Below are 18059 nucleotides of genomic sequence, written 5' to 3'. Positions count from 1 at the left end.
ATGACCGACGTCCAGCACGAGGCCCCGGCGTTCCCGATGGCCCGGCCACCGGGCTGCCCGCTGGACCCACCCGCGGAGTACGGACGGATGCGGGCCGAGGCCCCGGTGGCCCCGGCGGTCCTGCCCGACGGCAGCCGGACCTGGTTGATCAGCCGGTACGCCGACGTGCGCGCGGTGCTGCGCGACCCGCGGGTCAGCGCCGACCTGCGGAGACCCGGCTTCCCGATCATCTCCGCGGCCGAGCGCACCCTGGTCGACGTCGGCTTCCACCCCGGGTTCATCCGGACCGACCCGCCCGAGCACGGGCGGCTCCGCCGGATGGTTTCGGCGGACTTCACCATCAGGCGCGTGAAGGCGTTGCGACCGGCCATCCAACGGCTGGTCGACGAGCGCGTGGACCGCATCATCGACGGCCCGAAGCCGGTGGACCTGGTCGCGGAGCTGGCGCTGCCGGTGCCGAGCACGGTGATCTGCTGGCTGCTCGGGGTGCCCGTCGCCGACATCGGCAAGTTCAACGAGTGGACCCGAGCCGTGGTCGACGCCGACACGACCCCCGAGCAGACCCAGGAAGCCAACGCGGCGATCCTGGGCTACTTCGACGAGCTGATCGCGATCAAGCAGCGCGAACCGGCCGACGACATCGTCTCCCGGCTCGTCCGGCAGCACGAGGCCGGCAAGCTCACCCGGCCCGACGTGCTCACCACCTCGATGCTGCTGCTGGTGGCGGGGCACGAGACCACCGCCAACATGATCTCGCTCGGTGTCCTCACCCTCCTGCAGCACCCGGAGCAGGCCGCCGCGCTGCGCGAGAACGCAGGTCTCGCCTCCCGCGCGGTCGAGGAACTGCTGCGCTACCTGTCGATCTCGGAGTTCGCCACCACCCGGGTCGCCACCGAAGACCTGGAAGTGGGCGGCCGGCTCATCCGCGCCGGTGACGGGATCGTGGCCCTGACGCCGTCGGCCAACCGGGACGCGACGGCCTTCCCCGATCCGGACACAGTGGACATCCACCGGAAGTCCAGGCAGCACGTCGCCTTCGGCTTCGGACCGCACCAGTGCGTGGGCCAGTCGCTGGCCCGGGCCGAACTGCAGATCGTCTTCCCCACGCTGCTGCGGCGAATTCCGGGCCTGCGGCTGGCCGTTCCCGCCGAAGAACTCCGCTACAAGCTCAACGAAGGCATCTTCGGCGTGCTGTCGCTCCCGGTGGCCTGGGACTGAGCCCGCCGCATGAAGGTCCAGGCCGGATAACCGGGTTCTCGACCAGTACAGGGATATCCCCGCCTGGCCCAGGCCGGACGCGAACGGGGCAGTGCGGACACCGCGCGCACGATGTCCGCACTGCCCCGCCTAGCCGTCAGGACCAGAAGAAGCCGGGCCCTTCGACGGTGGTGACGGTCACCCCTTCGCGCGGGTCGTACGTGCCGCCTCCCATGGTCTCATCGCTGCTCGCGATGCGGATCTCGTACCGCTCCGTGCCGCTGATGCCGAGCGTGATGCACTGCCCGTCGGGGACGATCACAGTGGACGAGTGCGAATCCGGGAAGGCGGCGTAGGAGTCGTAGCCTCCCTTTGAGCACAAGGTGAACTGGCCCGGGGTGGCGGCTGCGGCGGTGCCGGCCGTCGCCGTGACCAGCGCCGCACCCAGGGTTGCGACCAGCACGAGACCGCGGCCGGCCCGACGCTTGGTTGACTGCTTCATTGGCGAATCCCTTCATCGGATGTCGATCGCACCACCGATTCAACCGAGAACTTCCACCGAAAAAGAGAAACGCCACCATGCGACGACGTTCGGGAACGTACGGCTGCCCGATCGTCCCCCTTCGCCTACGACTTCAGCCACTGCGCCCACGCCGCCGCTGACGCTCCCCGGAATTCCGATGAAACGTCGCCGCCGCGCCCCCGGGCCAGCTTCACGGAAACCTCACCAGCTCCGGCATTCCGGGTTCGAACACCCCGAGGCCCTGATCTCCCTCGCCCTGCGGCGGCTACCGCCTCGAACTGACCACCGGTCTGCCGCTGCATGATCAACCATTCGTCGGAGTCGAGAGACACGGATCGTGAAATAGCTCTGGGCCGAACGCGGGTTCTCGACCGCCGGGGAGTGAAGGTGTCCCATTCCGGTCGCCAGTGGTTCCGCGGCTGTGGGATACAGGAGTTGTCCCCTTCGCCAACGTTCGAGAGGTCAGGGTGCGCGAGTTGCCCACATCCTCCCCATGGCAAGCCGGTCTTCCAACGTCGCCGCGCACGGCAAGGACTAATCCTTTGTGGATGATCGCATTGATGACCGTGCGGCGCACCTGACCCGATTACCACCCCGGCCGGGGATCTTCCCAGAACAGACGGGTTCGCCGTCGTTCGCGCCGTGCGCGGACGGCGTGGTCCCGCGCGTGTGACACGAGGAGTCCGATGCTCACTGATACCGCCACGACGTCCGGCGACGCCGCGCTGAAGCAGAAGGTGTCGTCGCTCATGAGCACCCTGAAGTCCGACCTGTGCGACCTGGTCAGGATCAGGTCCACGGCGGACGGCGCCACCACGGAAGCGGCCAACAAGGTCGTGTCGCTGCTGAAGGGGGCCGGGGTCAGCAACGCCACGACCGTTGACCTCGGGTCCGGCAAGGCACCACTGGTGCACGGCAGCGTCACCGGCCGGACGGGCAAGCCGACGGTCCTGCTCTACGCGCACTACGACGTGCAACCGGCCGGGTCGTGGAACGAGACGGAAGCCTTCACGCCCACGGAGGTGAACGACCGCTTGCAGGGGCGTGGCGCGGCCGACGACAAGTCCGGGATCATGATGCACGTCGGCGCGCTGCGGGCATTCGACAACAACCCGCCGGTGAACCTGGAGATCCTCATCGAGGGCGAGGAAGAGCGCGGCACCGGCTCGCTGGAGGAGTACCTCGCGAAGCCGGAGAACAAGGGCAGGTTCAAGGCCGACGCCTACGTCGTCGCCGACACCGGTGGTATCGCGGTCGGGCGGCCGGCGCTGACCGCCACGCTGCGCGGGATCGCCCAGGCCGACGTCGCGGTGCGGACGCTCAACGCGCCCGTGCACTCGGGGATGTACGGCGGTCCGGCCCCGGACGCGTTCATGGCGTTGACCCGCATCCTGGCGACGCTGCACGACGACAAGGGAGACGTGGCGGTCGAAGGACTGCTCAGCAAGCCGTGGACCGGTGCCGGCTATCCCGACGAGACGACCTACCGGCAGAACGCGGGTGTGCGCAGCGGCGTGCCGCTGATCGGCACCGGGTCCGTGGCGCAACGGCTCTACTTCAAACCGTCGATCAACGTGACCGGGCTCGACGGGGCTCCGCCACCCGTGCACCGGTCTCTCAACGCGCTGCAGCCGGCGGCCACCGCCCGCGTGAGCATCCGGCTGGCGCCGGGGCAAAAGCCCACCGACGCGGTCGCGGCGCTGCGCAGGCACATCGACCGGCACCGCCCGTGGTCCCTGCCGGTCGAGGTGACCTACGCCGGCGGTGGCGAGGGCTTCGAGGCCCAGACCGGCTCGGCCACCTTCGCCAAGGCCCAGGCGGCGTTGCAGGAGGCGTACGGGCAGGCCCCCACCACGCTCGGCCAAGGCGGCTCGATCCCGCTCGTCAACCTGCTCCAGGCCCGCAAACCTGACGCGCCGGTGCTCCTGTGGGGCTGCGAGGAGCCCGCTGCCCGCATCCACGCGCCCGGCGAGAGCGTCCACCTCGGCGAACTGCAGCGGATGACGCTCGCCCAGGCCCTGTTCCTCAAAGCCCTGTCCCAGTAGTGATCACGAGGAGGATGAGATGACCGAGCAGAAACCACCCGAACTGGACGATAAGTCGTTCGAGCTGACCAGCAAGGGGCTCAGCGACGAAGCGCGCAAGGCCCGGCTCGGGGAGCTGAAGAACTATCTGGACTACTACCAGGAGCGCTTCCTCGGCTACCAGGTGAACCAGGACCTGCACTCGGTCCGGGAGGACCTGTCGCACTTCCTCGGCGTGCACACCAACAACATCGGCGACCCCTACGTCGACTCCAACCTCGCCACGCACACCAAGCCGCTGGAGAAGGCGGTGCTCAAGCGGTACGCGGAGCTGTGGGGCATCAGCCCGTACGACCGGTCCAGCAGCGAAAAGGCGTGGAAGAGCGCGTGGGGCTACGTGCTGTCCATGGGCAGTTCCGAGGGCAACGTCTACGGGCTGCTCAACGCCCGGGACTACCTGTCCGGCAAGATCCTGCTCGCCAACCCCGGCGACGACCCGGGTCTGCTCATGTCGCAGGCCACGGCCAGCGCACCCTACCTGGACACGCCGGCCAAGCGGGCCAACGCACTGCAGCCGGTGGCGTTCTTCTCGCAGGACAGCCACTACTCGGTCGCCAAGGCCGCGCACACGCTCGCCATCCCCACCTTCGGTGAGGTCGGAAACAAGTACTACAGCAAGTCCCACGAGTACCAGACCTGCGGCTACCACGACGGCTGGCCCGCCGAGATCCCGTCCAACGCGGACGGCAGCGTCAACATCGACCGGCTCGTGACCACTGTGGACTTCTTCGCCCGGAGGGGGCACCCGGTACTGGTGGTCTGCAACCTGGGCACCACGTTCAAGGGCGCCTACGACAACGTGGGGAAGATCGCCCGGCGGCTCCAGAAGGAGGTGTTCGACCGCTACTCGATGGGCGAGCGGGAGTTCGCCGTCAACACCAAGAAAGGCACGCCGGTCAAGGACAAACGGCGGGCGTTCTGGATACACGTGGACGGCGCGCTGGGTGCCTCCTACCTGCCGTACCTGAAGAAGGCGCACGACGCCGGGATGCTGGGCGACGAGAAGGTCGACATCCCGGACTTCGACTTCCGCATCCCGCAGGTCAGCTCCATCGTCACCAGCGGCCACAAGTATCCCGGATCGCCGTGGCCGTGCGGGGTCTACATGACGCGCCGCGAGTTCGAGATCCAGCCACCGCCGATGGCCGCCTACGTGGCCTCGCCGGACACCACGTTCGGCGGATCGCGCAACGGTTTCTCACCCATCGTGCTGTGGCACCAGCTCGCCAGGTACTCCGAGGAGGAGCAGGTCCGCCGCATCGCCGCGAGTGTCAAACTCGCCCGGCAGACCTACCAGAAGCTCAAGGAACTCGGGAAGCGGCTCGGCAAGGACCTGCGCCCCGGCTACACGCCGGAAACGCTCAGCCTGCAGTTCCTGCAACCGAACAAGCACATCGTCCGCAAGTACTCGCTGGCGAGCGTCCCGATCGACAAGACGACCACGCTGTGCCACCTGTTCGTCATGCCGCACGTCACCGAGCAGGGCGCGCTGAAGAGCCTCCTGGAGGACCTGGAGACCGACCGCACGGCGTTCGAGCACGACGGCGCCGGGGGCCAGGCCGCACCGCCCGAGGAGTACCAGGCGTCGGACACCGCCGACTGGCAGGCCCTGCTGGGCACCAACCGCGGGTTCATGTGACCCGCTGACCCCGGCCGGGGCGGACCGCGCTGCGACCGCCCCGGCCGCAAACCCGCGGCCGACAGCCGACGGAATTCGAGGACGAACGCACGCCACGTCACAAACCACCGGATCGTCCGGGTTCACCGCCGGCAGCGGAGGTCCGATGGCGGCTCCGAGCTGGTCACCTCGCGCCATTCGGCGCCCTGCAGGTCCCGGCCCGCGAACTCGCAGGCCAGCCCGAGCCAGGACTTCTCGTTGATCGCCCAGCTGGCCAGCTCGCCGTTGGGCGTCGCGGTCAGCAGCTCGCCGGTCGCGCCCGCCCCGGCGATGGCGGTCGCTTCCCACGGTGACCGGGCCATGGAGCCGTTGGAGTCCGGCAGGAGCAGCTCGCCGAGCATGGTGCCGGCGTCGATGTCGATCACCACGAGTGCGCCGTCGTTGCGGAGGCGACCGATGAACGGCGTGCCGGGCACCCAGGCGAGCGGGCGGGCGAACGCGGTGCCGCCCGGGATGGTCCGGATCAGGTTGGCGCCAGAGGCATCCCGCACGTCCAGCGATCCATCGGCGCGGCCCACCAGCAGCCGGTCGCCGGCGTAGTTCACCGTCAGCGCATCGCCAGGCACGGTCACCTGCTCGACTTCCTCGGTGTCGTTCACGGTCACGCTCGGCCCGTTGAGCCACGCCGTGAACCGGCCGTCCGCGCTGATCGTGGTGGCACCGACGCTGTCGCCGAGGTTCGCGTCCACCGGTTGTTCCTGACCGACGCTGCCGACGGTCTCCCCGTCGCCGATGCGCCGCATCGACGTCCCGCCGTATTGGTCCATGCAGACGACGTGCAGGCCGTCGGCGGTGATCCGGGCGTCGACCGCGTACGGCCCGCCGGCATCCAACACCATGTTCGTGTCGTCGCCCCGCATTTCGTACATGCTGCAGCCCGCTCGTCCGATCACCGCCGGCGTGCCGTCGGGAAGCCAGGCCGGGACCAGTTCGTCTGCCGGGCTCGACATCTCCGTGCTCGTGCCGTTTCGCAGGTCGTGCAGCACCACTTCGCCGTCTGCACCGACCAGCAGCGCCCGACGTCCGTCGGGCGAGACCGCCAGCCGGACGGGGGCGCTTGAGCGCGAGGTGTCTGGGACGGTGAGCTGGCCCGTGTCGGTCCGCAATCGAGGGCGTTGGTCCGGATCCCAGGCGGAAACCGTGGCGCCTTTCGCGGTGATCAGCCGGTCCGAGTCGCCCACGAAGGCCACGTGCTGGGCGCCTCCCGCGCCGAGCAGTTCCCGGTTCTCCCGGTTCTCGTGCAGGGCGCCGACATCGGACAGCCAGAGCTCGCCGCCACCCGACGCGGCGATCTTCCTGCCGTCCCGGCGGATCTCGAACGACTCCGGGGTGAAGGGGCTGTTGGCCGCCGAGTAGCCGGCCTCGGTCGAGTTGGTGCCGGTGTCGAAGACCCTTCCCCACCCGTCGGCCAGGAAACCGGTGAAGGCACCGTCATCGGAGGCCGCCGAGACACCCGAGCCGGGCGGGGACGCCTGCTCGTACTGGCTGACGCCGACGGACAGGTCCGCGAGCCGCAGGCGCTGCCAGACTCCCCCGTTGCCGCCGGCCAGTGCGATCGTCGCCTCGTCCGGCATGCCGACCTCGTCCCAGTACCGGTCGACCAACGGGGTGTGCCCGCGCGAAATGCCGGTCGTGGCATCGAAGACCGCGACGTGCTGCGGCTCGATCTCAGCGGCCGTCAGCACCACGACTGTCGTGCCCTGCGGCGACACCGCCACCTTTCCCGGTTGCTGCGCGTCGAGGTTGACCGGCTCCGAACCGACGCGCCAGAGCGCCATCCGCTGCCCGTCGGTCGCGGCGGCGACCGCGCCGTCGTCGCTGGCGGCCACGTCGGTGACGGGCAGGTCACCCAGCCGTGCTTCGGTCGTGGTGCCGGTGTTCTGGTCCCAGCGGATGAGCCGCCCGTCGGTAGTTCCCGCGAACGCGAGTCCGCTGGCGGTGGCAGCGAGCGCGGTGACCGGGGCGGGAAGTACGCGCTGCCGCACGAGATCGGGGTTGTCGTTGACGGTCTGGAACAACGCGGCCGAGGTGCGCTGGTCGCGGTGCAGGCGGTAGCCCTCGGCGGCCAGCAGCTGCGCCGCGGCCGAGTTCGTCGAGGACTCGTCGACCGCGGTCGCCGCGAGCAACCGGGCGGTGGCGACCCTGTTCTCCTCGTTCGCCCGCCGACGCTGCGATTCCGCGAGCACGCCGGCCACCACGGCCAGCAGGAGCAGTACCAAGACCACCGCGAGCGCGGTCCGGGTCCGCTTCCGGTCCCGCTTCAGCCAGGTGATGTGCTCCCCGATGAGTTCGTCCTTCTCGACACCGCGCAGCGGGGCTGCGAACTCCGCGACCGCTTCCTGCAGGCCGGGATCGCTGTCGTCAAGCTTCGGCGTCGCCCGCAGCCTGCGCAGATCGATCCACCTCGGCTCGCCGGGCAACGCACCGCGCAGCGCTGGATGCACGGCGGTGCTGTCGCGGCTGAAATCGCCGCCGGCAGTGTCCCAAGCCAGCTCACCGGCGGTGAGGCCGATGAGAATCCGCTCAGGTGAGCGGTGCTCCAGCCACCACTCGATTTCCTTGCCCACCCAAGGGGAGTGCGCGGCGTCCGGGGATGCCAGCACCACCAGCCATTCGGAAGTGGCCAGTGCCCGCTCGATGCCCCGCCACAGATCGGGGTCGGCGGCGAGGTTCGCGTCGTCGCGGAAGACCCGCAGCTCCCGCGCCTTGCGTCCGGTCCGGGCGAATGCTTCCAGCTGTCGTTGGAAAGCGGGCGCGAAGACATCGTCACTGTCGTGGCTGTAGGAGATGAATGCGTTGTAGTGCGCTGGTCGGACCGGCTCTGGTTGGCTCATCACTCCCCCTCGATGCCGACCATGCGGATGCTATCCAGATCGATCAACTCAGTGCTGCCCACTGCGGCAAGCTGAGGGCCCTCAGCCTGGTGGCGTCTCCGCCGGCTCGGATGCTTGCGGAACCCCGGTGGCCATTTCCACCGGGTCTCGCCGTGGTTATGCGGGTAGTCCTCAGCAGACGGGGCGCACGTCCCGTGGTGGTCTTCGGCGGAGACGCGGGGACGGCACGGGCCAACAGGCGAGCGCGGGAGTCAGTCATGGAAGCGCGGATGAGCACCTACCGGGGCCCGGCGAAGCGGTTCGACGAGCTTCTCGACGGCCTTCACCGGATTGCGGCCGAGGTACAGCAGCTGAAGGGCTTTCAGGGTGCTTATGTCCTAGTGGCCCGCGGTTCCGGCAAGCTGGTGACGCTCACTTTCTGGGATACCCCGGAGAACGCGCAGACCAGCGGCGAAGACGGCGACAAGATCCGCACGCAGATCGCTGTGGAGAGCGGCCAGAGCATCGAGGACGTGGAAAGCTACGAGGTCTGGCTGCACCTCGGCGCGGTCTTCTGAGCGAGGGGAAGCGGCAGAGGGCGGTCGGATATGGCGATCAGGCACGACCCGACCGCATAGCCGGGTAGCCGGGATGTCGATGTGCTCGCTGCCGGCTCAGCCGGATGCCGGCTCCGCAGCCCAGCGGCGGCCGTGGATGGAGAGGTCGCTGAGCATTCCGGCCACCTGGTCAGCGGTGTATCCCGTGTCGCCCTGGAGCCACCACACGAGTGTCCCGATCAGCTCGCCCGCCCACGCGCGCGCGACGAGTTCCACGGGGATGCGCGGGGTGTGGCCGGATTCTTCAGCACGCGCCTGGAACAGGGCCTGGGCTTCTTCACTGGTCCGTTCGTAGAACTCGCGCAACGGCCGGCCGTCACCGGCGCCCTGGAGGATCACCCGGTAGACCGCGGCGTTCTTCTCGGCGTGCGTGAAGATGCTGCGCAGGGGGTAGCCGGTGAAGCCATCGGGGCGCTGGGCCTCGTACTCCGCCATCCACGCCGCTCGATCCTCGGTGAGCGAGCGGACGATGTCGACGAGGACGTCCTCCTTGGCCTTGTAGTGGGCGTAGAAGGTCGCCCTTGCCACGTCCGCGCGATCGAGGATGTCCTCGACCGTGAGCGAGCCGAAGCCCTGTTCGGCGCACAGCTCCACGAGCGCCTCGCGGATCGCCCTGCGGGTGCGGCGCACCCGTCGGTCGCCGCCTCCGGACTGCGGTGACATGGCCCGGCTCCTCTCCGTCAGGTCCTCGGTTCGGCGGGTCTCGAACTCATGATTCCCCACCCTGCGGGCGCCGATGCAGAGGGCCACGCCCGAATCTGCATGGCCTGCACGTCGCCGGGCTGGCGCCCGCACCGACCTTTCGAGACCACGATCGCCGTCGCCGCAGCGGCGATTCGCAGCGGCAGAAGCGCATTGACGGCCGATGCGACCCACCGTACGATCGCGAACACATTGTTCAAGAATATACATATTGTTCAATTCATGTCCACTCATGGAGCTGCCCCGTGAAGATCACTGCGGACGGTCCTCGATCCCCGGCCACGCCGGCCGAACGCTTCATCGCCCGGGGAAAGGCACTGCTGCCCGAGCTGGTGGCGCTGCGACGGGCGATCCACGCGGAACCCGAACTGGGCCTGCACCTGCCGGAGACCCAGCGGAAGGTGATCGCGGCGCTCGCCCCCCTCGATCTGGAGGTGCGCACCGGAACGGCACTGACCTCGGTGGTCGCGGTCCTCCGCGGCACCCACCCGGGCCCGACCGTGCTGCTGCGCGCCGACATGGACGCCCTGCCGCTGCAGGAGGCGACCGACCTGCCCTTCCGGTCGACCAACGGAGCCATGCACGCCTGCGGCCACGACCTCCACGTCGCCGGACTCGTGGGCGCTGCCCACCTCCTGCACGCGCACCGCGACGAGCTCGCCGGCGACGTCGTATTCATGTTCCAGCCCGGCGAAGAAGGGTTCGGCGGAGCCCGGCTCATGCTGGACGAGGGTCTGCTCGACGTGACCGGTGAACGCCCGGTCGCGGCGTACGCCGCGCACGTCGGCCCCGGTCCCCGCGGCACCTTCCTGACCAGGGCCGGCACGGTGACCGCGAGTTCGAGCACGTTCTCCGCAGAGGTGTCCGGACGCGGGGGCCACGGCTCCCGGCCGCACGAGGCGGTCGACCCGGTTCCGGTGCTGGCCGAAATCGTGTTGGGACTCCAGTCCTACGTCACCCGCCGGTTCGACGTCTTCGACCCGGTGGTGCTGTCGGTGACCAACCTCGCCGCGGGGACGGGCGCCAGCAACATCATCCCCGGCTCCGCCCGGCTCAGCGGGACCGTGCGGACCACGTCCCCCGAGGCGCTTGCCAGGGTCGAGGCCGAGCTTCCCCGCGTCGTCGCCGGGATCGCCGAGGCGCACTCCGCCACGGCGACCGCGGAGATCACCACCGGCTATCCAAGCGTCGTCAACGATCAGGCGACCACTGAGCGCGCTCTTGAAGTCCTGCGTGCGGCGTTCGGCGGCCGGGTCCTCGCGGCGCCGCATCCCACCATGGGCGCCGAGGACTTCTCCTACGTCGCCCAGCACGTGCCGGCCACGATGCTGATGCTGCTGGCGAGTCCGCCCGATCTCGACGGGGATCCCGCGCCGAACCACTCCCCGCACGCGATGTTCGACGACGCCGTCCTCGGCGACCAGGCTGCCGCGCTCGCGCTTCTCGCCGCGCAGACCCTCGCCGCACACGCACCGGCAGCCCGCTGACTTTCCCGATTCACCGGAAGAGAGCCCCCCATGAACCTTGCCCAGTTCCTGCGCCGCAATGCGGTGCACCAGCCGGGAGCCGAGGCCGTCGTCTGCGAGCAGACCCGGATGACCTACGCCCAGCTGGACCACGACTCCGACCGGCTCGCCGCCGCTCTCCAAGACCTCGGCTTGGCCGCAGGTGACCGGGTCGCCACGTTGTCGTGGAACTGCGCCGAACTCGTGGTGACCGAATTCGGGCTCTACAAGGGCGGTTTCGTACGGGTGCCGATCAACGCCCGGCTGAGCGAGGGCGAGGTCGCGCACCTGTTGCGCGAATCCGGCGCCCGCGTCCTGCTCGCCGGTCCCGAGCACGTCGCGGTGGCGGTTGCCGCGGCGGCCGACAGCCCGGTCGAGCACGTGATCGGGCTACCCGGCGCCGTGGGCGCGCAGCACGGGTACGCCGACTTCCTGGCCCGGACCGACGCGCCGCCCGTCTGGGCCGACGTACGCCCGGAGGACCCTGCGGTGCTGCACTTCACCTCCGGCTCCACCGGAGCCCTCAAGGCGGCGGTGCAGACGCAGGGCAACCGGCTGGCCCTCATGCGCAAGTTGGTCTCCAGCCCCGAAGTCCGCGTCGGCCCCGGCGGGCGGCAACTGCTGGTCGGCCCGATCACGCACGCGTCGGGAATGCCGATCGTCGGCATCGTGTTCGCCGGTGGCTGCCTCGTGGTGCTGCGCGGTTTCGAGCCCGAGCAGGTGCTGGAAACCATCGAGCGGGAGCGGGTGACGCACGCGCTGCTCATCCCGACGATGATCAATTTCATCCTGCAGACCTGTTCGCGCGACGACTTCGACCTGAGCAGCCTGGAGCGCGTGGTGTACGGCGCCGCACCGATGACGCCGACCCGGATTCGTGCGGCCTGGGACTTCTTCGGCCCCGTCCTGGCGCAGGCGTACGGGGCGGGCGAAACCACCTCGGCGGTCATGTTCCTCACCACCGAGGACCACCGGCGGGCCATCGAGGACGGCGAGCAGGAGCTGCTGTCCTCGTGCGGAAGACCGGCCACCGAAGCCGAGGTCCTCGTCGTGGACGACGACTTCCGGGAGGTGCCGCCCGGCGAGGTGGGCGAGATCGTGGTCCGCGGCCCGGACGTGGTGCCCGGCTACCACGAGGCCCCGGAGCTGACCGCGCGCAGCTTCCAGGACGGCTGGTTCCGCACCGGCGACCTGGCCACCCGCCGCGAGGACGGCTACGTGTTCATCGTCGACCGGAAGAAGGACATGATCATTTCTGGCGGCTTCAACATCTACTGCGTCGAGGTGGAGGCGGTGCTGCACCGCCACCCCGACGTCTACGACGCCGTCGTCGTCGGCGTACCCGACGACCAGTGGGGCGAGGCGGTCAAAGCCGTCGCGGTGCGGCGTCCGGGTTCCACTGTGGACGCCGAGGCGCTGATCGAGTTCTGCGGCGAACACCTGGCACGCATGAAGCGCCCGCGATCGGTCGACTTCGTCGATGCGCTGCCGATCAACCAGAACGGGAAGATCGACCGGAAGGCGATCCGCGAGACCTACTGGGCCGGCGCCGACCGCCGGGTCAACTGAGAGCCTGTCGGCGAATGCCGTCCGCGTTTGTGAAGCGGCGGCAGCCGCTTGCATCCACCTGTGCAGCGCAACCACCGGCGGGTTCTCAGGGGTTTCCTGGCGAGGGCGGCCCCTCCGCCGTGTATTGGACATACATCAGGAGGGGCAGCCGCAGTCCAGGAAGCGCCTGAGGTTCCGCTAAGAGAGTGCGCGAGCAACGAATCCGCCAACAAACTCCGAGGAGTGCCCGATGAACTTCACGCTGGAACCCGATTACCGCCACCTGCCCGAGCTGCAGGGCTGGGTCGCCGAGCTGCGGGCCTACCTCGACGAGGAACTGATCCCGTTCGAGCGCGAGCGCGGCATCACCGCCGAAACCCGGATCGACCGGGCGACCCTGCAGCAGGTGTGGCGCCGCAGCCGCGAGCTGGGCTTCTACGGCATCAACCTGCCTCCGGAGCTGGGCGGCCACGGACTGTCGAACCACGACCTGTGCGTGCTCAAGGAGGAAGCCGCGGCCCGCGGGTCGTCGCTGTTCCCGAACGTCCTCGGCGACATGGGCGGGCCGCTGCGGGTGGGCGTGGCGCTCAACGTCGCCACCCAGGAGCAGCTGGAGCGGTACTTCCTACCGGTCGTCCGCGGCGAGCGGGCCTGCTGCTTCTCGCTCACCGAACCCCAGGCCGGCTCCGACATCCGCCGGATGACGACGACCGCCCGGCGCGACGAAGACGGGTATCGGCTGACCGGCCGCAAGGTGTTCAGCTCCGCAGCTCCCTTCGCCGACTTCGCGATCGTGGTCGCCCGCCATCACGACGAGGGCGAGACGTACAGCGCGTTCATCGTCGACTTCGATGCTGCGGGCTGCACCGTGCTCGACGGCGACACCCCCATGTCCGGCCAGCACATCGAGGGCGACATCCTCCTCGAAGACTGCTTCGTGCCCGCGGCGAACGTGCTCGGTCCCCTCGGCAAGGGGCTGCAGGTCGGTGTCGGCCGGATCAACATGAACCGCCTGCTGCACTGCCCCACCATGATCGGCCTCGCCCGGCGCGCCCTGCAGCTGTCGCTGGACTACGCCCGCAACCGCACCGTCTTCGGCGGCCCCATGGTCGAGTTGCAGGCGATCCAGCACCACCTCGCGCAGATGTCCACCGACCTGCATGCCGCCCGCGCGATGGTGCTGGCCACCGCGGCCCAGGCCGACCGCGGTGAGCCGATCGTCGTCGAGGCCAACATGTGCAAGCTGTTCACCGCCGAAGCGGCCTTCCGGGTGGCCGACCTCGCCGTGCAGATCCACGGCAAGACCGGCGTCACGCAGGGGCACGAGGTGGAGCAGATCTTCCGCACCCTGCGCATGTTCCGGATCGTCACCGGCACCACCGAGATCCACAAGAACGCCATCGCCAAGGGCCTCGCGGGAAGGGCCGCAACGGCAGCCGGAGCCTCGCGGTGAGCGCCGCCACCCGGACCGAGGGGGCCGCCGTGGCACCCGGGCACGGAACCCGGTGGTCACGTGGCAAGAACCTCGCCCTGCTCACCGCATCGACCTCCATGGACAACGCCGAGAACAGCATCACCACGGTGATGTTCCCGCTCATGCGCGACGCCTTCGGGCTGTCGGCGGCAGCACTGGGCACGATCGTCGCGGTCGCCAAGGTCGCAGGCGCCGCCACGAGCGTCCCGTGGGCGATGCTCGGCCGCCGGTACTCGCGACGGACGGTCCTGGCGATCTGCTCCGGGTTCTGGGGAGTCTGGATCATCGCCGCCGGCATGTCCGCGAACTTCACCCTGTTCCTCGTGTTCTACGGCATCGGCGCCGCCGGCTTCGCCGGTTCCGGCGCCATTGCCCTGGAGATCCTCGGCGACGTCTACGACGACCACCACCGCGGCCGCGCCACCGGGATCCTCTACGCCGGGGTCGCGATCATCACCGGCGCCAGCGCCCCGGTGTTCGGATTGCTGGCGCACCTCGACAACGGCTGGCGCTACGGCTACCTCAGCTCGGGCGCGGTCTGCCTGGTGATCGGTGTCCTGATCCTGGCTTTCCTCGACGATCCCAGGCCAACCGCCGACAGCAGCGCACCGCATCGCGACGAACTCGGGACCAAGGCGCGAAAGGCGCGCGACGGCCTGCGCGAACTGCTTCGCATCCGCAGCTTCCGCTACCTGCTGGCGCAGCGGCTGTTCTCGGGCCAGAACGTGATGATGAGCTTCGGGATCGTGTTCCTGGTCGAGGAACGCGGGTTCTCGACCTCGACGGCATCGCTGGCCGCGCTGCCGTTCTCGCTGGGGTACGTCGCCGGCACCCTCCTCGGGGGGCGACTCCTGGACCGCCTCCACCTGGCCCTCCCCCGAAGCGGCCGCGTGATCATGCTCCAGGCCAGCCAGCTCGCCTTCGCCGCCATCGCCTTCGTCACGCTGCAGGTCACGGCGGAGGGCATCACGCCGTACGTGGTGCTGTTCGCGATGCTCGGACTGCTCCAAGGGCAGGTCCCGGTGGTGAACCGCCCGCTCGTGATGGCGGTCGTCCCACCGCACCTGCGTTCCCTGGCCTTCGCCGTGTCCGTCTACCTGGTCGAATCCGTCGCATATGGCGGCTACGCGCTGCTCGCGGGCTACCTCGGTGACCAGATCGGGCTGCAACCCGCGCTGCTGCTCATCACGGTCGCGCTCACCGCGGCGAACGGCCTCGCCTCGGCCGCCCTGTACCGCCCTTATGCCCGCGACACCACCGAGCAGGCACGCTGGGAAGTCACCACCAGCAAAGGATGACGCATTCCCGCAGGCGGCAAACCCCTGCACCACAGGCAGTCCGCCGTTCCAAAGGACTGATCGGGACCGTCCGTCGCCCCGGGTTCTCGCCTGGATGTGGAAGCCCAGGAAGAGGAAGCCGTCGTTGATGTGGGTCTTCTCGACCGCGGCTGACGTCTGCGGTAATCCGCTCAGTGCCGGCGTCCGACCGGGCGAAGATCCGCCGCGACGCGGAAGCCGAGGTTCCCGCTCGCGCTGTCGGGCGTGTTCGAGGTGCGCGCGGCCACCCGGTAGCGGTTGCAGTAGGAGTCGTGGCAGAGGTAGGAACCGCCGCGCATCGACCGGCCAGGCAATGCCGGGTCGAACAGGTCGGCGCACCACTCCCACACGTTGCCAGAAGTGTTGTGGAGACCGAAACCGTTGGGTGGGAAGGCATCCACCGGGGCCGTGCCGACGTAGCCGTCCTCCCCGGTATTCCGGACGGGAAAGCGCCCCTGCCAGATGTTGCAGCGGTGCTCGCCTCCTGGGACGAGCTCGTCGCCCCACGGGTACCGAGCCTGCCGCAAGCCTCCCCGGGCGGCGTACTCCCACTCGACCTCGGTGGGCAACCGACGACCCGCCCACGAGCAGTAAGCGACCGCATCGTTCCAGGAGACGTGGACGACCGGATGGTCCCATCGGCCGTCAAGACCGCTACCCGGGCCCTCCGGCTCGCGCCAGCAAGCACCCGGCACCGCGCACCACCAGGGTGCCTGCGGCGGTCGCAGCGAACGCTTCCGCGCATCTCCGGTCAGGAACTTGGCGAACACGTAGGTCCAGCCGAAGGCCTCCGCCTCGGTGCGATATCCGGTCTCCTCGACGAACCGGGCAAAGCGCGCGTTGGAGACGCAATGCGGATCGATCGCGAACGGCGCGACGGTCACCTCGCGCACCGGCCCTTCCCGGTCCGCGGTGAACCCCTCTTCATCGTCGGTGCCCATCAGGAAGACGCCGCCGGGCAACGCGATCAATCCGTCCACATCGGAACCTGACCGGAGGTGCACGACCGGTTCCGGTTCGTCCCCGACGGCGGAGCGAGATGGCGGACAGCAATGGGGCACGACCCCACCCTCCTACGTTTCGATCAGGACCAACTGCACGACGACGAGCGTGTTCTGCACGTACCGATGAGCGCAAGCGGCCAGCAAATGTCCACGCTCAAACCCCCGCGGGTCTGGGCTGGCTGGGGTGGGGCTCGTCACCGAGCCTGGCCTGTTCGCGCCACATGGCGGCTTTCAGCTCTTCACGGACTTGACGGTACGCGGGGTCGTCGTAGACGTTGCGCAGCTCGTCCGGATCCGCCTGCATGTCGTACAGTTCCCATTCCGGCGGGTAGGTGAACGGGCCGGTTCCGGGGAGCCCGAGTCCGTCGTTGTAGAAGTAGATCAGCTTGTAGCGCTCGGAGCGGTACCCGTAGTGCGCTGGTGCCCGGTGGAACTGGTCGTCGTGTTCCCAGTAGCGGTAGTAGATGCCCTCCACCGGTGCGGCAGGAGCACCGAGCAGATCGGGCCAGAAGCTCCGTCCCTGCATGCGCGGGTGGTGGGCCACGCCGGCGGCATCGAGGATTGTCTGCGCGAAGTCGACGTTGGTGACCATGCCGGTGGAGACCTCACCCCCGGGCAACCGGCGCGGGTAGCTGAGCAGGAACGGCATGCGCAGCGATTCCTCGTACATGAACCGCTTGTCGAACCATCCGTGGTCGCCGAGGAAGAAGCCTTGGTCGGAGGCGTACATCAGGAGGGTGTCGTCGAACTCCCCTCGCTCCCGCAACCAGTCGATGACCCGGCCCACGTTGTCGTCGACGCTCGCGACGCAGGCCAGGTAGTCCTCCATGAACCGCTGGTACTTCCACACGGCCAGCTCGTCGTAGGTCAACCCTTCCGGCGGCTGGACCTTGAGGTCCTCCTCGTTCAGGTTTTCCGCCATCCGCACCGCGGCCCGACGAGCGGAGGCCGAGCGGGTGGCGTAGTCGTCGTGGAACGTTTCCGGCACCGGAACCGGATCCGAGTACATGCCCTTGTGCTCGTGGTTCGGCTCCCACGGACGGTGCGGTGCCTTGTGGTAGATCAGCACGCACCAGGGCTCGTCGCCGTCGAGCCCCTCCACCCAGTCCAAGGCGAGGTCGGTGACGATGTCCGTGGCGTAGCCCTCGACGGTGCGCAAGCCGTCTTCGGACAGGAACCGCGGGTTCCAGTACTCGCCCTGTTCGATCACCACATCCCAGTAGTCGAACCCTTGCGGGTCGTGGCCATCGCCGTGGCCCATGTGCCACTTCCCGATCATGGCCGTGCGGTAACCGGCCTGCCGCAGCTGGCTGATGAACGTCGGCTGACTCGCATCGATGGGGGTGTCCAAAGTGGTCACCCCGTTGACGTGGCTGTAGGTGCCGGTCAGGATCGACGCTCGGCTCGGCGAGCACAGCGCGTTGGTGGCATAGCAGTTGTCGAACCGCCAGCCGTGCTGGCCGATCTCGTCGATCCGCGGTGTCTTGTTGACAACCGAGCCGTACGCCCCGATCGAGTGCGCGGCGTGGTCATCGGTCAAGATCATCACGATGTTCGGGCGGCGCTCCGAACTGGTGGGCATGCTGATCAATTCCCTT

General features: G+C 69.0%; 13 protein-coding genes. 8 read left to right on the top strand and 5 right to left on the bottom strand.

Going from position 1 to position 18059, the window contains the following annotated elements; genetic code table 11:
• Positions 1 to 1218, top strand: a complete 1218-nt coding sequence (locus ACWEV3_RS20085) for a cytochrome P450 (protein ID WP_452615341.1) — start codon at positions 1 to 3, stop codon at positions 1216 to 1218.
• 136 nt (positions 1219 to 1354) lie between these two features.
• On the opposite strand, the gene ACWEV3_RS20080 is transcribed toward ACWEV3_RS20085, so the two are convergent.
• On the bottom strand, positions 1355 to 1699 hold the full coding sequence (locus ACWEV3_RS20080; protein ID WP_452615340.1) for a hypothetical protein: 345 nt from the start codon (positions 1697 to 1699) through the stop codon (positions 1355 to 1357).
• 707 nt (positions 1700 to 2406) lie between these two features.
• Between ACWEV3_RS20080 and ACWEV3_RS20075 the strand changes: the two genes are divergently transcribed.
• Entirely contained in the window at positions 2407 to 3765 is a 1359-nt protein-coding gene (locus tag ACWEV3_RS20075) for a M20/M25/M40 family metallo-hydrolase (protein WP_452615339.1), read from the top strand.
• Positions 3766 to 3784: 19 nt separating this feature from the next.
• Positions 3785 to 5443 carry a pyridoxal-dependent decarboxylase gene (locus tag ACWEV3_RS20070; RefSeq protein ID WP_452615338.1) on the top strand — a complete coding sequence of 553 codons (1659 nt, stop codon included), beginning with the start codon at positions 3785 to 3787 and terminating at the stop codon, positions 5441 to 5443.
• 122 nt (positions 5444 to 5565) lie between these two features.
• Here the strand turns inward: ACWEV3_RS20070 and ACWEV3_RS20065 are convergent, their stop codons facing one another.
• Positions 5566 to 8316 carry a toll/interleukin-1 receptor domain-containing protein gene (locus ACWEV3_RS20065; RefSeq protein ID WP_452615337.1) on the bottom strand — a complete coding sequence of 917 codons (2751 nt, stop codon included), beginning with the start codon at positions 8314 to 8316 and terminating at the stop codon, positions 5566 to 5568.
• A gap of 269 nt (positions 8317 to 8585) precedes the next feature.
• Between ACWEV3_RS20065 and ACWEV3_RS20060 the strand changes: the two genes are divergently transcribed.
• Positions 8586 to 8873 carry a hypothetical protein gene (locus ACWEV3_RS20060; protein ID WP_452615336.1) on the top strand — a complete coding sequence of 96 codons (288 nt, stop codon included), beginning with the start codon at positions 8586 to 8588 and terminating at the stop codon, positions 8871 to 8873.
• A gap of 96 nt (positions 8874 to 8969) precedes the next feature.
• Here the strand turns inward: ACWEV3_RS20060 and ACWEV3_RS20055 are convergent, their stop codons facing one another.
• The gene (locus ACWEV3_RS20055; RefSeq protein WP_452615335.1) at positions 8970 to 9575 is read right to left on the bottom strand and encodes a TetR/AcrR family transcriptional regulator; all 606 of its coding nucleotides are present in this window, start codon (positions 9573 to 9575) and stop codon (positions 8970 to 8972) included.
• Between the two features lie 284 nt (positions 9576 to 9859).
• Between ACWEV3_RS20055 and ACWEV3_RS20050 the strand changes: the two genes are divergently transcribed.
• The 4 genes from ACWEV3_RS20050 (at position 9860) to ACWEV3_RS20035 (ending at position 15439) form a co-directional block, all read left to right on the top strand.
• The gene (locus ACWEV3_RS20050; protein WP_452615334.1) at positions 9860 to 11101 is read left to right on the top strand and encodes a M20 metallopeptidase family protein; all 1242 of its coding nucleotides are present in this window, start codon (positions 9860 to 9862) and stop codon (positions 11099 to 11101) included.
• A 30-nt stretch (positions 11102 to 11131) separates the two neighbouring features.
• Positions 11132 to 12688: an acyl-CoA synthetase gene (locus ACWEV3_RS20045; RefSeq protein WP_452615333.1), complete on the top strand. Its 1557-nt coding sequence runs from the start codon at positions 11132 to 11134 to the stop codon at positions 12686 to 12688.
• 229 nt (positions 12689 to 12917) lie between these two features.
• Entirely contained in the window at positions 12918 to 14120 is a 1203-nt protein-coding gene (locus tag ACWEV3_RS20040) for an acyl-CoA dehydrogenase family protein (RefSeq protein WP_452615332.1), read from the top strand.
• A complete protein-coding gene (locus ACWEV3_RS20035) occupies positions 14117 to 15439 on the top strand; it encodes an MFS transporter (RefSeq protein WP_452615331.1) in 1323 nt (440 codons plus the stop codon). Before ACWEV3_RS20040 ends, ACWEV3_RS20035 begins: the two co-directional genes overlap by 4 nt.
• Positions 15440 to 15609: 170 nt before the next feature.
• Here ACWEV3_RS20035 and ACWEV3_RS20030 read toward each other — a convergent pair whose 3' ends face one another.
• Both ACWEV3_RS20030 and ACWEV3_RS20025 read right to left on the bottom strand, forming a co-directional pair.
• Positions 15610 to 16518: a formylglycine-generating enzyme family protein gene (locus tag ACWEV3_RS20030; protein ID WP_452615330.1), complete on the bottom strand. Its 909-nt coding sequence runs from the start codon at positions 16516 to 16518 to the stop codon at positions 15610 to 15612.
• A 97-nt stretch (positions 16519 to 16615) separates the two neighbouring features.
• On the bottom strand, positions 16616 to 18043 hold the full coding sequence (locus ACWEV3_RS20025) for a sulfatase family protein (protein ID WP_452615329.1): 1428 nt from the start codon (positions 18041 to 18043) through the stop codon (positions 16616 to 16618).
• Positions 18044 to 18059 lie beyond the last annotated feature (16 nt).

It is taken from the genome of Saccharopolyspora sp. NPDC003752 (genome assembly GCF_053605825.1).
This window is presented reverse-complemented; position numbering and strand designations above follow the sequence as displayed.